Annotated in this window: 24 protein-coding genes; 13 read left to right on the top strand and 11 right to left on the bottom strand. The window is 70.5% G+C overall.

Going from position 1 to position 20,711, the window contains the following annotated elements:
* Positions 1-38: 38 nt before the first annotated feature.
* From FHS44_RS09580 to FHS44_RS09560, 5 genes are all read left to right on the top strand, one after another.
* Positions 39-653 (top strand): hypothetical protein, encoded by a 615-nt coding sequence (locus FHS44_RS09580; RefSeq protein ID WP_184713620.1) that lies wholly within the window; start codon positions 39-41, stop codon positions 651-653.
* A gap of 20 nt (positions 654-673) precedes the next feature.
* Positions 674-1,804 (top strand): sensor histidine kinase, encoded by a 1,131-nt coding sequence (locus FHS44_RS09575; RefSeq protein ID WP_246435387.1) that lies wholly within the window; start codon positions 674-676, stop codon positions 1,802-1,804.
* Positions 1,801-2,469 carry a response regulator gene (locus FHS44_RS09570; RefSeq protein WP_184713618.1) on the top strand — a complete coding sequence of 223 codons (669 nt, stop codon included), beginning with the start codon at positions 1,801-1,803 and terminating at the stop codon, positions 2,467-2,469. The genes FHS44_RS09575 and FHS44_RS09570 overlap by 4 nt, the downstream gene beginning before the upstream one ends.
* Positions 2,470-2,567: 98 nt before the next feature.
* Entirely contained in the window at positions 2,568-3,158 is a 591-nt protein-coding gene (locus FHS44_RS09565) for an RNA polymerase sigma factor (protein ID WP_184713617.1), read from the top strand.
* On the top strand, positions 3,151-4,149 hold the full coding sequence (locus tag FHS44_RS09560; RefSeq protein WP_246435386.1) for a CU044_5270 family protein: 999 nt from the start codon (positions 3,151-3,153) through the stop codon (positions 4,147-4,149). The genes FHS44_RS09565 and FHS44_RS09560 overlap by 8 nt, the downstream gene beginning before the upstream one ends.
* 77 nt (positions 4,150-4,226) lie before the next feature.
* Here the strand turns inward: FHS44_RS09560 and FHS44_RS09555 are convergent, their stop codons facing one another.
* From FHS44_RS09555 to FHS44_RS09540, 4 genes are all read right to left on the bottom strand, one after another.
* Positions 4,227-5,558 (bottom strand): alpha/beta fold hydrolase, encoded by a 1,332-nt coding sequence (locus FHS44_RS09555; protein WP_221460625.1) that lies wholly within the window; start codon positions 5,556-5,558, stop codon positions 4,227-4,229.
* 11 nt (positions 5,559-5,569) lie between these two features.
* A complete protein-coding gene (locus FHS44_RS09550) occupies positions 5,570-5,881 on the bottom strand; it encodes an ArsR/SmtB family transcription factor (RefSeq protein WP_221460624.1) in 312 nt (103 codons plus the stop codon).
* Between the two features lie 70 nt (positions 5,882-5,951).
* The gene (locus FHS44_RS09545) at positions 5,952-6,311 is read right to left on the bottom strand and encodes a darcynin family protein (protein WP_184713616.1); all 360 of its coding nucleotides are present in this window, start codon (positions 6,309-6,311) and stop codon (positions 5,952-5,954) included.
* Positions 6,301-7,203 carry an NAD(P)H-binding protein gene (locus tag FHS44_RS09540; protein WP_184713615.1) on the bottom strand — a complete coding sequence of 301 codons (903 nt, stop codon included), beginning with the start codon at positions 7,201-7,203 and terminating at the stop codon, positions 6,301-6,303. The genes FHS44_RS09545 and FHS44_RS09540 overlap by 11 nt, the downstream gene beginning before the upstream one ends.
* A gap of 115 nt (positions 7,204-7,318) precedes the next feature.
* Between FHS44_RS09540 and FHS44_RS09535 the strand changes: the two genes are divergently transcribed.
* The gene (locus FHS44_RS09535; RefSeq protein ID WP_312863584.1) at positions 7,319-8,254 is read left to right on the top strand and encodes a LysR family transcriptional regulator; all 936 of its coding nucleotides are present in this window, start codon (positions 7,319-7,321) and stop codon (positions 8,252-8,254) included.
* Between the two features lie 58 nt (positions 8,255-8,312).
* Here the strand turns inward: FHS44_RS09535 and FHS44_RS09530 are convergent, their stop codons facing one another.
* Complete coding sequence (locus tag FHS44_RS09530) at positions 8,313-8,777, bottom strand: hypothetical protein (RefSeq protein WP_184713613.1); 465 nt, start codon at positions 8,775-8,777, stop codon at positions 8,313-8,315.
* A 122-nt stretch (positions 8,778-8,899) separates the two neighbouring features.
* Complete coding sequence (locus FHS44_RS09525) at positions 8,900-9,481, bottom strand: TetR/AcrR family transcriptional regulator (protein WP_184713612.1); 582 nt, start codon at positions 9,479-9,481, stop codon at positions 8,900-8,902.
* 92 nt (positions 9,482-9,573) lie between these two features.
* Here FHS44_RS09525 and FHS44_RS09520 point away from each other — a divergent pair, with 92 nt between their 5' ends.
* From FHS44_RS09520 to FHS44_RS09505, 4 genes are all read left to right on the top strand, one after another.
* Entirely contained in the window at positions 9,574-10,371 is a 798-nt protein-coding gene (locus FHS44_RS09520; RefSeq protein ID WP_184713611.1) for an alpha/beta fold hydrolase, read from the top strand.
* Positions 10,372-10,512: 141 nt separating this feature from the next.
* On the top strand, positions 10,513-11,037 hold the full coding sequence (locus FHS44_RS09515) for a hypothetical protein (protein WP_184713610.1): 525 nt from the start codon (positions 10,513-10,515) through the stop codon (positions 11,035-11,037).
* Between the two features lie 166 nt (positions 11,038-11,203).
* Positions 11,204-12,136 (top strand): RNA polymerase sigma factor SigJ, encoded by a 933-nt coding sequence (gene sigJ / locus FHS44_RS09510; RefSeq protein WP_184713609.1) that lies wholly within the window; start codon positions 11,204-11,206, stop codon positions 12,134-12,136.
* A gap of 68 nt (positions 12,137-12,204) precedes the next feature.
* Positions 12,205-14,502 (top strand): excinuclease ABC subunit UvrA, encoded by a 2,298-nt coding sequence (locus FHS44_RS09505; protein WP_184713608.1) that lies wholly within the window; start codon positions 12,205-12,207, stop codon positions 14,500-14,502.
* Positions 14,503-14,541: 39 nt separating this feature from the next.
* Here the strand turns inward: FHS44_RS09505 and FHS44_RS09500 are convergent, their stop codons facing one another.
* Both FHS44_RS09500 and FHS44_RS09495 read right to left on the bottom strand, forming a co-directional pair.
* A complete protein-coding gene (locus FHS44_RS09500; protein WP_184713607.1) occupies positions 14,542-15,639 on the bottom strand; it encodes an epoxide hydrolase family protein in 1,098 nt (365 codons plus the stop codon).
* Between the two features lie 33 nt (positions 15,640-15,672).
* Positions 15,673-16,086 (bottom strand): nuclear transport factor 2 family protein, encoded by a 414-nt coding sequence (locus FHS44_RS09495; RefSeq protein WP_184713606.1) that lies wholly within the window; start codon positions 16,084-16,086, stop codon positions 15,673-15,675.
* 86 nt (positions 16,087-16,172) lie between these two features.
* Here FHS44_RS09495 and FHS44_RS09490 point away from each other — a divergent pair, with 86 nt between their 5' ends.
* Positions 16,173-16,613 carry a MarR family winged helix-turn-helix transcriptional regulator gene (locus FHS44_RS09490; protein WP_184713605.1) on the top strand — a complete coding sequence of 147 codons (441 nt, stop codon included), beginning with the start codon at positions 16,173-16,175 and terminating at the stop codon, positions 16,611-16,613.
* On the opposite strand, the gene FHS44_RS09485 is transcribed toward FHS44_RS09490, so the two are convergent.
* A complete protein-coding gene (locus FHS44_RS09485) occupies positions 16,601-17,158 on the bottom strand; it encodes a DUF1062 domain-containing protein (RefSeq protein ID WP_312863583.1) in 558 nt (185 codons plus the stop codon). The two genes, FHS44_RS09490 and FHS44_RS09485, sit on opposite strands and share 13 nt — an antisense overlap.
* Before the next feature lie 265 nt (positions 17,159-17,423).
* Here FHS44_RS09485 and FHS44_RS09480 point away from each other — a divergent pair, with 265 nt between their 5' ends.
* Positions 17,424-18,284 carry an aminoglycoside phosphotransferase family protein gene (locus tag FHS44_RS09480; protein WP_184713603.1) on the top strand — a complete coding sequence of 287 codons (861 nt, stop codon included), beginning with the start codon at positions 17,424-17,426 and terminating at the stop codon, positions 18,282-18,284.
* Between the two features lies 1 nt (position 18,285).
* On the opposite strand, the gene FHS44_RS09475 is transcribed toward FHS44_RS09480, so the two are convergent.
* Entirely contained in the window at positions 18,286-19,452 is a 1,167-nt protein-coding gene (locus tag FHS44_RS09475; protein WP_246435385.1) for an erythromycin esterase family protein, read from the bottom strand.
* 80 nt (positions 19,453-19,532) lie between these two features.
* Here FHS44_RS09475 and FHS44_RS09470 point away from each other — a divergent pair, with 80 nt between their 5' ends.
* A complete protein-coding gene (locus FHS44_RS09470) occupies positions 19,533-20,222 on the top strand; it encodes a TioE family transcriptional regulator (protein ID WP_184713601.1) in 690 nt (229 codons plus the stop codon).
* Between the two features lie 11 nt (positions 20,223-20,233).
* On the opposite strand, the gene FHS44_RS09465 is transcribed toward FHS44_RS09470, so the two are convergent.
* Positions 20,234-20,710 (bottom strand): nitroreductase family deazaflavin-dependent oxidoreductase, encoded by a 477-nt coding sequence (locus tag FHS44_RS09465; RefSeq protein ID WP_184713600.1) that lies wholly within the window; start codon positions 20,708-20,710, stop codon positions 20,234-20,236.
* Position 20,711: the final 1 nt, after the last annotated feature.

Genomic DNA, 20,711 nt, shown 5'->3' with positions numbered 1-20,711 from the left:
AGGATTGGGGAGGTCATCACCACCAAGGAGTCAACGAGATGAACTTCCGTATCGCCTTCGTCGCCGCCCCGGTCCTCACCTTCACCTACGGCGTGATCCGCATCCTGGACGGCCTGGACGGCAGCCGTGGCCCCGGGCTCGCCTGGACCACCGGGCACCTGGCCTTCATTAGTGCCTTGGTGTTCTTCGCCATGACATTTCATGAGATGCGGAGGCTGGCCGGTCGCGGACGCCTGGCCACCGGGCTGGCCTCCGCCGGATATATCGGTATCGCCACGCTGATCGCCCAGTTCGCCATCGACATCATCGTGGGGTTCCAGTCAGCCGACCACGCCGCGATGGGCGTGTTGTTCGACGAGGTCCAGGCAGTTCCCGGAGTGCAGCAGGTGATCTACGACTTCGGGCCGCTGCTGTTCTTCGTCGCCCAGATCGGCCTCGTCCTCCATCTCGCGATCCAGCGTCGCGTCAAGGCGTGGACGCCCGTCCTGGTGATCGCCGACGTCCTGGTGCCGTTCGTGGAGAAGGACCTCATGCCGCTGGGCGCCGCCTTCCTGCTGATCTCCTTCCTGACGCTGGCCCGGGTGTCCCGCGCCTCCCGGCTGGCCGACGGCCGGCACCGCGTGGTCGAGCCCGCCGTACCGGTCTCCGTGTAATGGGTGGAGAATGCCGGTTCATGCCCCTTTTTGATCGGCTGCGTGCCATCCCGGCACGTTGGCTGGACCTGGCGCTCGTCGCGCTCGTCCTGACGGCCCAGCTCTGGCCACTCCTGTCCAGCACGAGATCATGGAGTTGGTGGGGATACGCCGTCGTGGTCGCGGCGGCCGTACCCCTGCTGTGGCGGCGGCGCGCACCGGTGGTCGCGCTCATGGCCACCCTCGGCGCCATCGCCCTCTACGACCTGTCCGACCGGGTCGCCTCACAGCCCATCTGGTACGGCGCGCTGGTGGCGATGTACTCCGCCGCCGCCTACGCCTCCCGGTGGACACGTGTCCTCGCGCTGGCCGTGGCCACCGTGGGCGGGCTCGCGTTCACCGGATCGTCCGACACGGCTGTGCGCGGCGTCGTGCTGTTCGTCGCCGCCTACGCCGTCGGCCGGGCCGCGGCCGTCTCCCGCAGCCACGCCGCCGCGCTGGAGGAGCGGGCCGCCCAGCTCCAGCGCGAACGGCAGATCGAGGCGGAGCGGGCCGCGGAACGCGAGCGGGCGCGCATCGCCAGGGACATGCACGACATCCTGGCCCACGCGGTCAGTCTCATGGTCGTCCAGGCCGAGGCCGGGCCGGTCGTGGTGCGCAGCGATCCCGACCGTGCCGAGGCCACGTTCGACGCGATCGCCGCCTCGGGGCGCGACGCGATGACGCAGCTCCGTAGGCTGCTCGGAGTGCTCAAGGAGGGCGAGGGCCTGCGCGCGCCGCAGCCCACGCTCGCCGACCTGCCCGGTCTGGCCGACCAGGTCGCGGGTCCCGGGCTGGCCGTGAACTACACCGTCACCGGCACCCCCGTCCCGCTCCCCGGCGACGTCGACGTCGCAGCCTACCGGGTGACCCAGGAGGCACTCACCAACATCGTCAAGCACTCCGGCGCCACCCGCGCCGACATCCGATTCGACTGGCAGGACGACGAACTCATGATCCGCATCACCGACGACGGCGGGAGGGCCCCGCACGCGCTTCCCCACGGCGGCAACGGCCTGATCGGCATCCGCGAGCGCGCCGCCGCCTGCCACGGCACCGCCTCCGCGGGACCGCGCTCCGACGGACCCGGCTTCGAGGTCCTCGTCCGGCTGCCCCTCGGGGCGGCGGCATGAGCGGGCTGCGCGTCGTCATCGCCGACGACCAGGAACTCGTCCGGGCCGGATTCGGCATGATCCTCGAAGCCCAGCCCGACATCGAGGTCGTCGCCGAGGCCGGGGACGGGATCGAGGCCGTCGAGGCGGCCCGCGCGCACCAGCCGGACGTGCTGCTGCTCGACATCCGGATGCCCAGGATGGACGGCATCGAGGCGGCCGGGATCGTCTCGGCCGAGACGGCGTGCCGGGTGCTCATGCTGACCACGTTCGACCTCGACGACTACGTGTTCGAGGCGCTGCGGGCGGGTGCGAGCGGGTTCCTGCTCAAGGACGTACGGCGGGACGACCTCGTGCACGCCGTACGGGTGGTGGCGGCCGGTGAGTCGCTGCTGGCCCCCTCGGTCACCCGCAAGCTGATCGCCGAGTTCACCTCCCGGGTCCCGGCCGCGAAGCCCCCGGCCAGAGAGCTCGGCGTGCTGACCGCCCGGGAGCGGGAGACCCTGCGGATGATCGCCCTGGGTCAGTCCAACGCCGAGATCGCCGCCTCGATGGTCCTCAGCGAGCACACCGTGAAGACCCACGTCAGCAACATCCTCACCAAACTCGGCCTGCGGGACCGGGTACAGGCCGTGATCGCGGCCTACGAGGGCCGCCTGGTCGTACCGGGCCCCGGCCAAGACTGACCACGGACGGCTTCCCAGTCCCGGACCCGGTGGCGGGAACCGATCGGCCGCGGGCGGGCAAGTAGGGGCGTTCCATCCGTGAGCCGAGAGGCCAGAGCATGTCAGAAACGAGCCCCGCCGATTCCGCCGTCATCGCGCGGTCCCGGCAGGAGCCCGAGGTGTTCGCGGAGATCTTCCGCAGACACGCGCCTGAGATCAAGAGATTCGTCATCCGTCGCCTCGGGCTCGACGACGCCGAGGACGTGGTGGCGGAGACCTTTCTCACCGCCTTCCGCCAGCGCGGCCGCTACGACCTGGCCAGACACAGCGCCCTGCCCTGGTTGTACGGCATCGCCACCAACCTCGTCGGCCGCCACAAGCGCACCGAGGCCAGACAGTTGAACCTGCTGGCTCGCACCGGTGTGGACCCGGTCACCGAACCCTTCACCTCGCGCAGCGACGAACGGCTGAGCGCGCAGGCCGTACAGCGAAACCTGGCCGCCGCACTTGTCGCGCTGCCTGCCGGACATCGCGACGTGCTGCTCCTGGTGACCTGGGGCGGCCTCACCTACACCGAAACCGCCGAGGCGCTCGGCATCCGCGTCGGAACGGTTCGCTCGCGCGTCAACCGGGCCCGCGCCAAAATCCGCGAGGAACTGGGCGGGGCCGACCCCACAGCACTCGTCAACGAGGAGGTTCGCCATGGATGAGCTGGTCCAGCTCAACGACTTCCGTTCCGAGGTCCCCGCGCAGGAGGACCTGCGGGCCGAGGCGGAACGCCTGATGGCCGGCATGTCGGCGCCGGCCCGCCCCGACCTCCGCCGCCTCGGACTGCGCGCCGCCCTGGCGGGAGGTCTCGCCGCCGCGGTGGGAGCGGCGGTCTTCCTCGTCCAGAGCCGGCCCGCCCCGGCGCCGCCCCCGCCGCTGATCCGCACGGTCGCGGCCGTGGAGGTGCTGTCGCGGGCGGCCGAGCATGCCGGCAGCCGTCCGGAGCTGCGTCCCAGGCCCGGCCAGTTCCTCGTCTATGAGTCACAGAGCATGGACACCTCCGAAGAGGACGGGGAGATCTGGCTGTCGCGCTCCAGGCGCACGATCTGGCTGCCGGTCGAAGGCAGCGCGGTCAAGGGGGTCCTGCGGGAGGAGCTTCTGGCGCCGTTGCCGTATCCGGGGCACCCGCTCCCGTCGGCCGCACGAGCGGAGCAGGCGCTGGTGGGCAGGCCCGGCCGTCCGGAACGTGCGGCCGACTTCGATGACCGCGCCGAATTCCTGCGCAACGACTACGCCTATGTCAGCAAGCTGCCGACCGACACCGAAGGCATGCGCAGGCACCTCTACACGCGGGTGCCCAACGACGGGCTGCAGGACTACGAGGCGTGGAACCGGGTCGGTGGGTTGCTCGACGAGTCCTATCTGCCCGCCGCGCAGCGGGCCGCGCTCTTCCGCGCGGCGGCCACGATTCCCGGGGTGGTGACGGTGAAGGAGGCGCAGGACGCCGCGGGACGCGAGGGCATAGCCGCGGCGATGGTCTCACCCAACGGGGTCAGGGAGGAGTACGTCTTCGACCGGAAGACCTACGACTATCTCGGCCGCCGGGGGGTGGTCGTGGACGCGGAGCTGGCCGGTGCGCCGGTGGGGAGCGTGGTGTCGTCGAGCGCGCAGTTGAAGGTCGGCGTCGTCGACAGGCCGCCGGCCGTGGAGTAGCGGGGGCGCGGGCAGACGGCATGACAGGGGCCGTCTGCCCGGTCGACGCACCGCACGCCGTACCGTCCCGAAAACCGTCAGCCGAGCAGGAACGTGCGGGCCTGGTCCGCGACCGGCTCGGGGGCCATCCAGAAGGCGGAGTGATCCTGGTCGGCGAGCGTCAGCACGGTCACGTTCGGCAGGATCGCGGCCAGCGCCTGGGCGCCGACGCGGATGAAGGCCTCGCCGTTCTCACCGACGGCCACCGCGATCGGCGCCTTGATCGACCAGCGGTCGGTGGGCAGTGGCCTGCCGTCCTGGAGCCCACGCATGATCTGGCCGTCGTAGGCGTAGGTGTGGGCGTACTTGACCATGGCCTCCCAGGAGGGGTCCTGCTTCATCGCCGGGATGTACTCGGCCGGGACACCGATCATCTCGGTCATGAAGTATTCGACGGCTTCGCTACGCTTCCCCGCCGCGACCAGGGCCTTCTGGTGTTCGACGTAGTCGGCGGGCGCCGGGGACCTGGAGCCGTCGACGATGAACGGCGGCTCGTACAGGTAGAGTCCCGTGACCCTGTCACCCAGCGCGCTCGCCGCGTCCAGGGTCAGCCCACACCCGCCGGAACCGCTGGTCAGGGCCGCGGAGCCGCCCGCGACCTCGATGAGCGCCGCGATGTCCTCGATCTCGCGCGCCGGATCGTAGGGCTGCGGATCGCTGCTGGCCCCGCGGCCGCGCCGGTCGAAGCTGATCACGGTGAAGTCCCTGGACAACGCCTCGGCCACGCCCGCGACGCCGGTGTGGTCCTCGGCGACGTTGCTGATCACGATGATGGCCGGGCCGGACCCGGTCTTCCTGTACGCGATCGTGGTGCCGTCCGCGGAGGTGACGGTGGAAAGCTCGGACACGCTCGTTTCTCCTTCGTTGGTTGATGGCCCGTCCAGCAGGCCGCCGAGCCGGTCGAGGGCTTCGGCGTAGCCGTCGGCCATCTGGAGTTCGACGGCCCGTCGCAGTGCCTGGCCGTCGGGGAAGCTCGCGGCGACGGAGACGACGCAGCCGGTGCCGGTGGAGGTGAAGGTGACCGAGGTCGGGAAGGTGTCCGTGCCGTCGGGCCGCCACGCCGCGTCGGCGAACACGTCGTCGTAGGCGAGCTCGCGACGATCGACGACGGTGGTGTAGGTGGCGATGCTGCGCACCGGCGCGGCCGAGCCGTCCGCCGGTGCGATCTCGAAGCGCCAGCGTCCTCCCGGCCGCACGTCCATCTCGTGCACGGTCGCGGCCCACCCCCGCGGCCCCCACCAGCGGGTGATCGCCTCGGCGTCCGTCCAGGCCCACCACACACGCTCGACCTGGGCGGTGTAGGTGCGGCTGATGTGGAGGGTGTTGGTCGACCTGTCGACCACGATCCCGTCCTCGGTGTCCGGGGACATGTTCACGCTCCTCATTGATCGGCCGTGTCGTCGAGAAAGGCGCCGAGGCGATCCATCCGCTCCGACCACAGGACGGCGAACCCCTGCGCCCAGTCGCTCAGCTCACGCATCGCGTCCGGGTGCAGCCGGTAGATCCGCTGCTGTGCCCGCTTGGTGACCTCGACCACGCCCGCCTCGGACAGCAGTCGCAGATGCCGGGACACCTGCGGTTGGCCCAGGCTCAGCGCCTCGACGATGTCACCCACAGAGCGCGGGCCGTCCCTGAGCAACTCGACGATCCGGAACCGGTTCGGCTCCGAGATCGCCGTCATTCGCAGTTGCACGCTGTTGACCACACCCCGAACATACACGACAGCATATATATACTCAAGCGCATGTACAGGTGGACCGCCGTCAGGTGGTGAGGGTGGCCACTGGCTCCAGGTCGTAGGTGCGGGCGTAGCCGTTCTCGATCCCCACGAGCAGGTCCACGACGTGGAAGTAGCGGTCCCAGAAGGGGGTTTCGCGCAGCGCGTCGATCAGCAGCCGGTAGGCGTCGTGGTCATCCGCCTCCCAGACCCAGACGTCGGTGACCCGCGCCGAGTAGAACTCCGTGTCGTAGAAGCGGGAGCGGACGCCGTGGGCGCGGGCCTCGATGACCGGGACGACCTGGGTGGTGAAGGCCAGGACGCGTTCGGCCACGGTCATCGCGAGCCACTCGGGCGTCGTCTTGACCAGCATGAACGCGGTGACCCTGGTTCCGTCAGCGGGCATCGGCAGCCTCCGGTGTGGCGAGGACGGCGGGCCTGAGGGTTTCGGCGTACCACCGCGCGAATCCGGTGGCTCCCGGCTGCGGCGAACGGTCGACGCCCGCGTCCAGGCCCTGGTCCTTGGCACGCTTCATGTCCACGACGCCCTCGACGAACGCCGCGTTGAGGCCGTACCCCAGCAGGGTGGACCGCAGCTCGTCGAGCGACTGACGCCGGTAGCGGACCGGACGGCCCAGCTCCTCGCTCATGATGCGGGCCAGGTCGTTGGGCGACAGGTCCTGCGGGCCGAGCACCGGAACACCGCCGACGCCGGTCCAGGAGCGGTCCAGCAGCAGCTTGGCCGCCGCCGCGGCGATGTCGGCGACGGCCACCAGCGGGGCCGGACGGTCCGCGGCGACGGTGTCGGTGAAGACGCCGTTCTCGCGGATCGAGTCGGCCTCCTCCAGCAGGTTCTCGAAGAAGGACGGGCAGGTCAGAGCACGGTAGGCGACACCGGAACCGGCGATCAGGTCGTCCATGGCCAGGGAGGCGGTGACCAGCCCGGCCTGGGCGGCCTGCGGGGTGCCGCGGCCGAGCGCGGAGACGCCGACGACATGGCCGACACTGTGAGCGGCGAACGCCCGCGCGGCCGGGCGGGTGAAGCCGCTGAACGTCTCCTCCGGCGTGGTCGAGGCGTCCGGTGGCACCAGCCAGAAAACGGCGTCGGCCCCGGTGAAGGCGCGCTCGACGGTCGCGGCGTCGCCGTGCGAGCCGGTGATCACCTCGACCCGTTCACGCACGGCCTCGGGGAGCCGGGCGGGGTCGCGGACCACGACGCGCAGTTCCTCCCCCTGTTCGACGAGCAGCGACAGCAGCCGCCTGCCGATGTTCCCGGTGGGGGCGGTGATGACAATCATGAGAACCTCGCGGTCTGTGTCGAATCGGTACGGCCTCCCGATGGTGCGGACCCACGCCGCATTGCCACAATGGGAACTTCAGCATCCAATCATTGCCCGAAACGGAATTACGCTGGTGAGCAGCCCATTCCCGACCCTCGACGCCAACCTCGCCGTCGCCCTCGACGCCCTGCTGACCGAGCAGAGCGTCACCCGTGCCGCCGCGCGGCTGCACACCTCCCCCGCGGCGATGAGCCGTACCCTCGCCAGGTTGCGCCGGGTGCTCCAGGATCCGCTGCTGGTGCGGGCGGGGCAGGCGATGGTGCCCACCCCCCGCGCCGAGGCGCTGCGGGACGAGGCAGCCGCGGTGGTGCGTCGGCTGGAGGCGTTGCTCACCCCGAGCGGCGGGATCGACCCGGCGGTGCTGCGGCGCACCTTCACCGTCCAGGCCTCGGATCTGGTCGGTACGGCACTGGCCCCGGGTCTGCTTGGCTTGGCCAGACGGAGGGCGCCGGGTGTCTCGCTGCGCGTGCTGGCCGAGGAGTGGGAGGCGGGCCCCGCGTTGCGCGAGGGCCGGATCGACCTGGAGATCGGGGCCATCGACCACGTCGATCCGGAGACACGGGTCGAGGAACTGGTCACGCTGCGGATGGCGATCGGCGTCAGAGCTGGGCACCCGCTCACCGAGGGAACCCTGACGCCCGCCAGGCTGGCCGCGGCCGAGCACGTGGCGGTCAGCCGCCGGGGACGCTTCACCGGCCCGCTGGACGTGGCCCTGGCCGAGCGAGGGCTCAGCAGACGAGTCAGCGCCGTCCTGCCCGGTCATCTGGCGACGATGGTGCTGGCCGCGGCCGGAGACGTGGTCTGCCTGGTGCCGACCGCCCTGCCGGGCGAGCCCCCCTCACCCCTCAGTGACGCGGCGCACGCGCTGGGACTGCGGCTGCTGGAGATCCCGCTGCCGCTGCCCCCGGTGACGATCGGCATGGCATGGCACCCACGTCACAATGCTGACGGAGCCCACCGGTGGCTGCGTGGCGCCGTACGCCAGGTGCTCCGTCCGGCCCGGGAGTAACGGGAGCAACGGGAGTGACAGGCGGCGAGGCGGCATGCGCCCCGCCGCCGCGAGATCGCTAGCCGCAGTGTCCCCACGGGATGATCGCGTAGTAGCTGTTGCTTGAGGTGGTCGAGAAGGTGTGGCCGAAGACCTCGACGCACTTACCGGCGGCGCGCGCCCGCACCGGCCCCGCGTAGTACTTGAAGTCGCCCCCGTTGGAGTACCGGGTGGAGTTGTCGCCACTGGTCCGCACCAGCAGTGTCACCTCGGTGCCCGTCTGCTTCCCGACCGCGACCCCCTTGATCGTGACCGCGCAGTTGTAGCCGTTCGAGCTGTTGTAGAGGAGGTAGACCCGGCCACCGGTGTTGGACAGTGTCCGGTGCTCCAACGGCCGTGAGTCGACGACCCGGTAGCCGGAGCCGCACACCCCTTCCGGCGTGTACGGATTGGTGGCGGCCTGGGCCGGTTGTGCCAGGGTGAGCAGGGCACTCGCCGCCGACACCACAACGGCGGCCCTGGCCGCCACCGAACGCGTTCGCATGATCCGTCATTCCCCTCGTCGATCATTACGGTCTGACCAAAACCCAGACATGATCTTCATACCGGCCAACCTGGGCGGGAACGCGGGGTGAACACCATAAGTGATCTTGGTGAAGCTCCGGCTTACGGCTCGTCCTCGGGGAAGGACCGGGTCAGCAGGGGCACGAGCAGGTCGTCCACCAGGCCGGTCAGGAAGTCGTGGTCGAGCGGCTGGCCCAGGACCATCCGGCGGATGACCTGACCCTCGGCCACCTGGTGGGCCAGTGTGGTCGATGTGCGCACGGGCACCTCGCCCCGGGCGACGGCACGTTCCACGATCGTCGGGAACGGCCCCTGGTCCTCGTCCGCCACGTGCGAGCGCAGGATTTCGGCCAGGTCGGCGTCGGTCCGCATGGCGTGGATCAGCCCGGTCATCATGGTCAGGTATCGGTCGTCGGCCTGGGCGCACAGCGTGTCCAGCGCGGCCAGCAGGTCGCCCCGCAGGGTGCCGGTCGAGGGGATCGCGGTGACGTGCTCGGCGTCGCGGGCGTCGAGCGCGGCCTTGACGAGCTCCGGCTTGCCCCGCCAGCGGCGGTAGATGGTCTGCTTGCTGGCGCGCGCCCGCTGGGCCACCGCGTCCATCGTCAGCGCCTGGTAGCCGATCTCCCCGAGCAACTCGATCGTCGCCGTCAGGATCGCCTGTTCGCGCGCAATGCCTCTGACCATGTCTATCCAACCGAACGAGACTGTACCGTACACTTCGTATCCTAGTCGCCCCGGTTCACGGGCGGCAACGCGCGCGGGACGGGGCGGATGACATGGTGACCTCGAAGGACGGGACGGCGATCGAGTTCCTCAGTCAGGGGAACGGCCCCGGGCTGGTGGTGGTCCCCGGCAACAACCGGCGCGCCCGCCACTACGGAGCCCTGGCCCGGGAGCTTTCGGACACCTACCCGGTGCATGTCGTCGAGCGGCGGGGACGCGGCCGGAGCGGGCCGCAGGGACCGGGCTACGGCATCGAGTCCGAGGTGGACGACGTGATCGCCGTCATGGAGCACACCGGCTCGAGCCTGGTCTTCGGGCACAGCTACGGCGGCCTGGCCGCCCTCCATCTCGGGCTGCGGAGGAAGGTGGCCGCACTGATGGTCTACGAGCCGGGCGTGAGCATCGGAGGGTCGTTCGACGCCCACTGGCTGCCGTCCTTCACCCACCTGCTGCGCGGGGGCAGGAAGGTCGCGGCGATGGCGACCTTCCTCAAGCACACCCGCCTCGCTCCCGTGGGGAACGCGCCGATGCCGGTGTTCCACGCGCTGGCGTTCATGCTGCTGAGCGGGGCCGAGGGACGCGACGCGCGAGCGATGATGGCGACGACTCCCGCCGAGATCGGGGAGATCGCCCGGCTCGACTCAGACGGCTCCAGATACGCGGGCATCGCCTCCCCGACGCTGCTGCTGGGAGGCGAGAGGACGCCCGGCTACCTCACCGGTGTGCTGCCGCTGCTGGCGGAGGTGATCCCCGGCGCCCAGCAAGTGATCCTGCCCGGGCTCGACCACAACGCCCCCGACCTGAACGCGCCGAAGGTGATCGCCGAGCGGATCCGCGCCTTCATCCCCTGAGCCCCTTGTCCGGACTTGTACGGATAATTCGGCCGGGGCTTCACCAGCCGCTTCGTCCTCGTCAGCGTGGTTCCCGCAACGACCTGTCGCGGGCCGTACGGCTCGGCACGGGCAGAAAGCAGCGAGCAGAGAGGACCCCCGTTGGCCAGATTCACCAGGACCGCGTTCGTCGCGGCGGCGCTGTCCGGCGTTCTCGCGTTGACGGTCACGGCCGCCAACGCCGTACCCAGCTCCCAGAACGGCACCCAGACCAGCACCCAGTTCTTCACCGGGGAGAGCAGCCCCTGGACCGTCTCGACGGTCGGGGCCTGGGGGAACGTCCCCACGGCCGCCGTCAACGTCACCGTGCCCGCGGGGACGACGCGGTTCCTCAACGCCCGGTTCACCGCCGAGTCCATCTGCGTCGGCGACCCCAGCGCGTGGTGCTCCGTAAAGATCATCGCGGTCAACTCCGCCGGGACGACCATCGACCTGCAGCCGGTCACGAGCACGGACTACAGGTTCGACACCCCCGGCGGCCTTGAGGAGGCGCACGCCCTTGAGCGTTTCTCCCTCCCCCTCGGCCCCGGGACCTACACCGTCCGGGTGCAGGCCCTGCGCATAAGCGGCATCAGCCAGTTCACGCTGGACGACTACTCCTTCGCGGTCGGTCTCGTCGAGCCCTGACGCGACCCCGGATGAGCCGTCCACGGGATCCCCGCGCGAGAACGCCGGGGATCCCGGTGAGACAGGTCACACCATGTCACAACCGAAGGAGGTAAGCCGTCTGAGAGTGTGACAGGGGGCGCCGCCGCGCGCCGTACACGAACCGGCATGAAACGGGAGGGGCGCCGTGTCCGGGAAGCAGGACGAGACGGGCGCGGACGGTTACCGGCCGCTGCTGTTCTCCATCGCCTACGGGATGACCGGGTCCGTGGGCGACGCCGAGGACATCGTGCAGGACGCCTTCCTCGGCCTGACCAGGGCACGGCTGGCGGGAACCGTGATCGCCGATCCGAAGGCGTACATGGCGACGGCGGTGACGCGCCTGGGCATCGACCACCTGCGTTCGGCCCGGGTGCGGCGGGAGACGTACGTGGGAGACTGGCTGCCCGAGCCGGTCGTCGTGTCGGCGGAGAGGCCGGGACCCGCCGAGCACGCCGAGCTGGCCGACGCGCTGTCGATGGCCTTCCTCGTGCTGCTTGAGTCCCTCTCCCCCGTCGAGCGGGCGGTGTTCATGCTGCGCGAGGTGTTCGGGTACGGCCACGCGGACGTGGCGAGGATCACCGGCAAGTCCGAGGCGAACTGCCGTCAGATCCTCACGCGCGCCAGGCGGCGTGTCGCCGAGGGAGGGCGAACCCGGAGAGGCGAGGCCCCTGCGGCGCGGCGGGCGCGGGGCGAGGAGCTCGCCCGCAGGTTCTTCGAGGCCGCGGAGGGCGGCGACATGGACGCGCTGCTCGACATGCTCGCGCCCGACGTGGTGCTCCACGGGGACGGCGGCGGCAGGGCGCGTTCGATCGGAAGACCGGCCACCGAGCCACGGCGCGTCGCGCGGATGCTCGTCACCGGACTCCGCAGGCTCCGGATGTTCGGCCTCTCCCTCCGCCCCGCCTGGATCAACGGCGGGCCGGGGGTCGTGATGCACGACGCCGAAGGACGGGTGGCCGGTGTGCTGGGGCTCGACATCGCCGAAGGCCGGGTCCTGGCGATTCACTCGGTGGTCAATCCCGACAAGCTTCACCATCTCGGTCCGGTGTCCGACGTGGCACGACTACCAGGGAAATGACCGACCATGGGATGCCCGAGGGGGTGACGGGCGTCCGGCCGGGGCATGGGCGGGGTGTGGGAGAAGACATGCGAAACGGTGGGCGTGGCCGGTGGATCGTCGTCGAGAAGGCCGCGACGCACAACCTGCGTGACGTGTGCGTGGAGATCCCCAAGGAGGCGCTGACGGTCTTCACCGGCGTGTCCGGTTCCGGCAAGTCGTCGCTGGCCCTGGACACGGTCGCGGCCGAGGCGCAGCGGCTGGTCAACGACTCCTATCCGTCGTTCGTCCGCAACCGGCTGCCGCACACCGCCCAGCCCGACGTGCAGCGGATCGACGGCCTGACGTTCACCGTCCTGATCGACCAGCGCCGCTTCACCGGGAACGCGCGCTCCACGGTGGCGACGGCGACCGACATCGCCCCGCTGCTGCGGCTGGTCTTCTCGCGCGTCGGCGAGCCGTCCGCCGGATACTCCCCCGCCTACTCCTTCAACGACCCGAGCGGGATGTGCCCGGACTGCGAGGGGCTCGGCGTGGTCCAGGACGTCGATCTCGACGCCCTGCTCGACCTGGACAGAACCATCGACGAGGGTCCGGTACGGTTCCCCGCCTTCCGGCCCGGCACCTACCGGTGGAAGCGCTTCGCCTACAGCGGCCTGTTCGACAGGTCCAAGCCGCTGCGCGACTACACGGAGCAGGAGATGCGGGACTTCCTGTTCGCCGACCAGATGAAGCTGCCCGACCCCGATCCGCGCTTCCCCAAGACGGCGAAGTTCGACGGCGTCGTGACCCGCCTGCGCGACGTCTACATCCGCAACCCGCCCCGGTCGAAGTCCAGGGAGACCGAGGAGGCGATGCACCGGGTGATCACCACCCAGACGTGCCCCCTGTGCAAGGGAGCGCGGCTGAGCCAGGCCGCCCTGGCGAGCCTGATCGGCGGACGCTCCATCGCCGACTGGATGGCGCTTTCGGTCGACCGGCTCCATGACCTGCTCGCCGACCTGCGTGATCCCCGGGTCGCCCCCGCCCTGTCGGAGGCCCGCAGACGGCTTGAGGCGCTGCGTTCCGTCGGGCTCGGCTACCTCACCCTGGACCGGGTCTCCTCGACGCTGTCGGGCGGGGAGGCGCAGCGGGTGAAGATCATCCGTTATCTCGGCAGCCCGCTCAGCTCGGTGACCTACGTCTTCGACGAGCCGAGCAGCGGCCTGCACCCGCACGACGTCAGGCGGCTGACCGAGCTGCTCCTGCGGCTGCGCGACGCCGCGAACACGGTGCTGGTGGTCGAGCACCACCCGCAGGTCATCGCGCTCGCCGACCACATCATCGACCTGGGACCGGCCGCCGGACGCCAGGGCGGCCAGATCCTGTTCGAGGGGACGTCCGCCGAGCTGCTGCGCACCGACACGCCGACCGCGCGGGCCCTGCGCGAGCCGCTGGCGCCGCGCGCCACGATCCGCCCCGACCACGGCCACGTCATGATCCGGAACGCGCGTGCCCACAACCTCCGGGGCTTCGACGTCGCCGTTCCCCTGCGGCGGCTCACCGTCGTCACCGGCGTGGCCGGATCGGGCAAGAGTTCCCTGGTCACCTGTGAACTGCCCGAACAGCACCGGGACTTCGTCGTGGTCGGCCAGGACCCGCTGCAGGGCGGCGGACGCTCCACGCCGCTGAGCCAGCTCGGCCTCGCGGAACAGGTCCGCAGGATCTTCGCCGCCGAGTCCGGGCTCGCCCCCGCGTGGTACAGCTTCAACTCCAAGGGCGCGTGCCCGGTGTGCCGGGGCCGAGGGTTCATCACCACCGAGCTGGCCTTCCTCGACGACGTCTTCACCCCCTGCGACGTCTGCGAGGGATCGCGGTTCAACCCCCAGGCCCTGGCCACGCGTGTCAACGGGGCGACCATCGCCGACGTCCTGGACTCTCCCCCGGCCACGCTCGTCGAGCTGTTCGCCGACCACGCCGACATCGTCGCCCGCCTCGGGTGGATGGAGCGCGTCGGCCTTGGCTACCTCACCGTAGGACAGCCCATGGACACCATGTCCGGCGGGGAGAAACAGCGGTTGCTGCTCGCCAAGCACCTCGGGGAGGTCGGCGGGGGACGTGACCAGCGCATCATCCTGGACGAGCCGACGACCGGACTGCACGGCACCGACGTGGACCGGCTGCTCACCCTCTTCGACGAGCTGGTCGACGACGGCGCCACACTCGTCGTTGTCGAGCACGACCTGCGGGTCGTCGCGCACGCCGACCATGTGATCGACATCGGCCCCGGCGCCGGTGACGCGGGCGGCCGGGTGGTCTTCCAGGGCACCCCGGCCGACCTGGCCGTCGACCGCGACTCCTTCACCGGACAGGCCCTCGCCCAGGCGTTCCACCTGAGCCCGGTCTGAGACGCCTCCTCTTCACCCGGCCCGTGCCGATAACGCCGATCAGTGATCAGCGACCGAATTGTCGTGTTTGAGGAAGAAGGTCCGGATGTCCTCCGCGAGCAGGTCCGGCACCTCCATCGCGGCGAAGTGACCGCCCCGCTCGAACTCCGACCAGTGCCCGATGTCGTACAGCCGCTCGGCCAGTGGCCGTACCGACTGGGTGATGTCGTGCGCGAACACCGCGACCCCGACCGGCACCGGGCACGGCTCGACCCGCCGTGGAGCGTCGTGGTGCAACCGCGCCGAGGAGGCCGCGGTGGCGGTCAGCCAGTAGAGCGAGACGTTGGTGAGCAGCCGGTCGTCGCTGATCCGCGAGCGGGGGTCCGTCCACTGCGCGAAGCGCTCGGCGATCCAGACGAGCTGACCGACCGGCGAATCCGTCAGCGCGTAGCCGATGGTCTGCGGGGTGAGAGCCTGCAGGGCCTGGTACGGCGGGCGGTTCGCCATCAGGTGCCGGACCTTGTCCAGCCGGGCCTCCTCCACCTCGGTCAGTTCGATGCCCTCGTCCGGGACCGGCCGGGTCGGCAGGTAGTTGACGTGCACCCCGACGATGTGCTCGGGAGCCACCGAACCGAGCGCCATCGAGATGCCCGAGCCGAAGTCACCCCCCTGCGCGCCGTAGCGCTCGTATCCGAGGCGGCGCATCAGCTCGGCCCAGGCCCGGGCGATCCGGACGATGTCCCAGCCGCGTTCGTGGGTCGGCCCGGAGAAGCCGTACCCCGGGATGGACGGGATCACCAGGTGGAAGTCACGCGACAGCGGCTCGATCACGTCGAGGAACTCCAGGAACGAGCCGGGCCAGCCGTGGGTGAGGACCAGCGCGAGCGCGTCCGGCTTCGCGCAGCGGACATGGACGAAGTGGATGTTCTGCCCGTCGATCTCGGTGGTGAAGTGCGGAAGCTCGTTGAGCTCGGCCTCGTGCTCGCGCCAGTCGTAGCCGGTGCGCCAGTGTTCGGCCAGTTCCCTGAGCCGCGCCAGCGGGAAGCCGTAGTCCCACCCGGCGTCGGCGACCTCGTTGGGCCATCGAGTACGGCGAAGCCGGTCGGCCAGGTCGTCGAGGTCAGCCTGGGGAATGTCGATGCGGAATGGCTTGATCATGGTCTTCGCTCCGGAGGGATTCGTTCGACGACGTCAGTTCTCGCGTGTCCAGGCGGGCGTGATCCGCACCTCGCGGAACCGCCAGCCCGCCGACGTCCGCACCACGGTGGAGGTCATTCGCAGGCCGCCGGTGAAGTGGGGGGCCTGGCCGTCGCGGTAGTAGTACACGAGCGAGTTCGCCGAGGCGGTCGCCTGGTCACCGTCGACGTTCACCAGCAGGTCGGTGGTCGTGTGCTGGCTGCGCTGCCCCTCGACCTCTCCCCGCCGCATGAAGCCGACGACCTCGTCGAGGCCGCGGAGTTCGCCCCCGCGTGGCGAGTGCACCGCCACATCGTCGGTGTAGACGGTGCCCGCGTCCTCCCAGCTCCCCTCGTCGAGCAGACGCGCGAGGCGGGTGAACAGGTCGGCGATCTCGATGCGGTCGGCGACCAGGGTGTCCGTGGACATGGCGTTCCTTTCGTTGGTGACTCCAACATTGGTTGCGCCAACTATATACAGATTCATTGGCAACGCCAACGATGTATGGTGCTGTCGTGGAGAAGACACCCGCACGCCTCACCGCGAAGCCGAGCTGGCTGATCACCCAGCTCGCGGTGCACGCCCACCGGCTGGCGTCCGACGGCTTCGGCGAGATGGGCGCGCGCGGATACCACTACCGCGTCCTGGTCGCGCTGGAGCAGTTCGGCGTGGCCAGCCAGGCCGAACTCGGCCGCCGGTGCAACATGGACCGCAGCGACATCGTGGCAACGATCAACGAGCTGGCGGGGCAGGGTCTCGTCGAACGGACCCCGGACCCGGACGACAGAAGGCGCAACCTGGTGACCATCACCACGGCGGGCGAACGGCACCTGCGCCGCCTTGAGCAGACCCTCGACAGGGTCCAGGAGGACCTGCTCGCACCGCTCACGTCCGAGGACAGACAGACCCTGACCCACCTGCTCACCCAACTTCTCGCCCACCATCAACGGGGCTGAGAGCCGGGGTCCGTGGCCATCACGGTGAAGGTGAACCCGGTGTTCGTCGTACGGCGCAGCGGAACGTCGCACTTGACCCGGCGCAGCACCTCGTTCCTGCTGAGGCCGAGCCCCCGTGCGATGAGCCGTTCCGGACGCACCGGCACCGGGTCCTCGAAGACGACCTCCACCCGGACCGGCCACGGCTCGTCGAGCCATGGCGACGGGGTGTCCAGCCGCCAGGCCCCCGTCCAGTCCAGGGCGAACCGGTTACGCCGGGCGAACAACGGATCCAGCAGCCTGGACGCCACCAGCCCCGGATCGTTGACGCCGTAGCCGTGGAGCTCGGCCGGATCGAAGGACCTGACCGGCGCCCGCTCGTGCACGGTGAGCTTGCTCGTCCGGTCGCAGGACACGCAGCGGACCAGCAGCCACACGTCCAGCAGCTTGCCGTTGGCGTTGACGCGGAACCTGCCCTCGCCGGTGGTTGCCGACTCCGAGGGGCAGCCCACGCACCGCAGCGACAGCAGCGGCAACCTGGTCCGGCGAACGACCCAGGGCAGCACGATATGAGGTTGTGAAGACATGATCTCTCTGGATCTGACACGAGGCCGATTACGCGCGACCTCAGACGCCGTACGACCGGGCGCGCGAGGGCAGCCCGGCGGAACCGACGGGAACGTCGGCTACGGGTGAGCGGAAGAACGTGTCAGATCTGAAGAGCAGGCGGCGTCACGCGGTCTTTGTCCTCTGTCCTCACTACGACGGGTCCCGGGCAACCTAGGCGAACACCGAAGGAAGGATCAACCGGTTTTCCCGTATCGTCGCGCCATGAACACCCCCGCGATGGAGGTCGGCATCGACGGCGACCTGGTTGACCGGCTGGTTCGTCGGCAGCATCCGGAGTTGGCGGGGCCGCTCACCCTCGTCGCCAACGGGTGGGACAACGTCATCTACCGCCTGGGGACGGATCTGTCCGTACGGCTGCCGCGCCGTCGGGTGGCCGTGGATCTCATCGTCAACGAGCAACGCTGGCTGCCGGTCCTGGCCGGTTACGTCGGGGTCGCGCTGCCCGTGCCCGTCAGGACCGGCGTGCCCGGCGAGGGTTACCCGTGGCCGTGGACGATCGCGCCCTGGTTCGAAGGTCGCACGGCCGCCGAGGTGCCGCCGTCCGACCGTTCCGGAATCGCCGTCCCGCTTGCCGACTTCATGACGGACCTCCACCGGCCCGCACCGCCTGACGCGCCGCGCAACCCCGTCCGGGGCGTCCCGCTCGCCGCCCGCGACGAGGCGGTACGGCGACGCCTGCCGTCCGTTTCCCGATCGGCCGAGCTTCTCCCCCTCTGGGAGGAACTGGTCGCCCTCCCGGACTGGCGGGGGCCCGCGCTCTGGCTCCACGGCGATCCGCACCCGGGAAACCTCCTGCTCGACGGGGAGGACCTGGCGGCCGTCCTGGACTTCGGCGATCTCACCGGCGGCGATCCCGCCACCGATCTCGCCGCCGCGTGGTTGGTGTTCGACGAGGACGCGCGCGAGGTCTTCCGGTCACGGGTGGACGCCGACGAGGTGACCTGGGGACGCGCCCGGGGCTGGGCCCTCGCCGTGGGCACCGCCCTGGCCGTCCACTCCGCCGACAACCCCGGCATGGCGGCCGTCGGCGACCACGTCCTCGACCAGGTGCTTCTCCCCTGAGTCAGCCCAGGTCGGTGGCCTCCCCGAGGAAGGCGACGCCGTCGATCGTGGTGAGCCGGGCCGGGTCCAGGGGGAAGTAGCGGAAGTCGCCGGAGACACGCGGGGTGGGGGCCGGGACGGCCTCGGCCAGGTGGCGGGCGTCGATGAGGGAGTTCTTCCACGGCAGCGTGGACAGGGCGCCCTCTACGGTGTCCGGGGGCGGGACGTCGTCGCCGACCGTGCCGAGGGCCGAGGCCAGGAAGGCGTACCGGTCGCCCAGCCGCGTCGCGACGAGAGCCCCCGCGCTCCACCACTCCAGCGTCTGGTCGCCGTCCGGGCCGAACGCCATGAGGCTCCGGTTCCGCTGCAGGTGGAGGTTGTGCCCGAAGACCAGGGCCGGGCCGTACTCGGCGATGGCACGCAGGTTGGCGGCCATCATCGCGTCCCGCAGGGCCGACAGGCGGGCCCACCGGTCAGGGGAGGTGTCGGCCATCCCGTGGTGGTAGCGCAGCAGGCCGACGGCGGTGCGACCGTACAACGCGGCCCGCGTCCTGTCCTCCGCGCCCAGCCCCGGCAGTTGGGTGTCGAGCAGCGTCACCAGGTCGTCGGTGAGCAGCCGCAGCCGCCTGGCCTCCTCGGAACGGCCGATCGACCGGGACGGATCCATGGCCGCGGCCTCGTTCGACCACCGTTCGTCCAGGCCGAGCAGCGCGTCGAGGGTCTCCAGGGTGCAGGGAAGCGGGCCGTCGAGCAGGGCGTGCAGGGCGGTGAGGGCCTGGCGGGGACTCGCCGCCCAGTACTCCAGCGGGCCGTCGAACCCGAAGAACCGGAGCTTGTCCTCGTGCTTCTCGTTGTGGGCGCGCATCCAGCGCACCAGCTCACGGTTGGCGGGAGACGCGCCGAAATTGTGGCTGAAGCCGCGTTCCATGACGTCGTCGAGCGTGCCCGCGCCCGTCGTGACGTACTCGTCCACCACCAGGCCCATGAGGCAGTCGCTCTCGATGGCGAACGACCGGTAGCCCTCGTGCTCGACCAGGTGCCGGAAGATCTCGTTGCGCAGCTCGCCCAGCTCCCCCACGAAGTGCCTGGCCTCGCCCAGGGCGAGCAGCAGGGGCCTGGCGGGAAGTGAGCCGAGGAACGCCGAGACGCCCACGCCGTCGAGCGGCCGGGCCATGTCCTTGATGTTCATGGATTCAACGGTATCGTTGAACATTCGGTGTAAACTTTTCACGGAAATTCCCATGTCTGACGCGATGGACTTTCAAACCTATGAGACCTGTGGATCTGGCGCGTGAGCACGGGCTGTCCACCCAGGCGATCAGGAACTACGAGGACGACGGCATCCTGCCCGTCGCGGAACGGACCGTCCACGGCTACCGCGTCTACACGCCGCTGCACGCGTGGGCCCTGCGCGCCTTCCTCGCACTCGTGCGCGGGTACGGTCACCAGACGGCGACGTCGATCATGCAGGCGGTCAACCGGGGTGCCGTCGAGGACGCGCTACGGCTCATCGACGAGAGCCACGCCCAGCTTCTCGACGACCGCCGCACCCTCCAGGCCGTCGAGGTCGCGCTCGGCGACCTGGCGCCCGTGCCGCAGGAGCGCGGCCACACGTTCATCGGTCCTCTGGCCGGAAGGCTTGGCGTCCGCCCCGCGACCCTGCGCAAATGGGAGGACGCCGGGCTGGTCCAGCCACGTCGCGACCCGCGGACGGGCTACCGGGTCTACGACGCCGCCGACGTGCGGGACGTACGGCTTGCCCACCAGCTCAGGCGGGGCGGCTACCCGCTGGAGCGGATCGCCCCGCTGATCGCCCAGGTCCGCTCCGCGGGAGGCGTCGCCCCGCTGGAGTCGACGCTGCGCGAGTGGCAGGACCGCCTGTCCGCCCGGGGTCGCGCCATGCTCACGGGCGCCGCCGCCCTGGACACCTACCTCGGCTCCCTGGACCCGGCACTCTGAGAAGGACCGGCTCACGACCGGGCGCCGGTGAAGCGGACGAAGGGGATGTGTCTGCCCACCTCGCGGTAGTCATCCTGGCCGCCGTCGACGACGAAGCCCATGATCTTGCAGAGCCGACGGGCCGCGGCGGGATGGCGGGGCGCGTACCTCGCCATGATCTCGGCACCCGCCTCGGTCTCGACGGGGGTGGCCGTCACCCGAAGGACACGGCCGCCGACCTGGATCGTCACCTCGGGAGTGGCCATGACGTTGCGGTACCAGTCGGCCTTGACGCCGAACCCCGATGCCGCGACGTAGCCGTGCTCGTCGTGATGGACGACCTCGATGACGGCCTGGCGGCGACGGCCCGAGACCCGTCCGGTGTGGGTGAGCAGCATGACGCGGTGGCCCATCAGCGGCCCCAGGCCCGCCCGGTACAGCAGGATGGGCAGCCGCCACAGCCTGCGGCGCAGCCCGGTCGGCGGGGCGGGCCTGTTGACGATCTCCATG

It is taken from the genome of Streptosporangium saharense (assembly GCF_014203715.1).
GTDB lineage: Bacteria > Actinomycetota > Actinomycetes > Streptosporangiales > Streptosporangiaceae > Streptosporangium > Streptosporangium saharense.
This window is presented reverse-complemented; position numbering and strand designations above follow the sequence as displayed.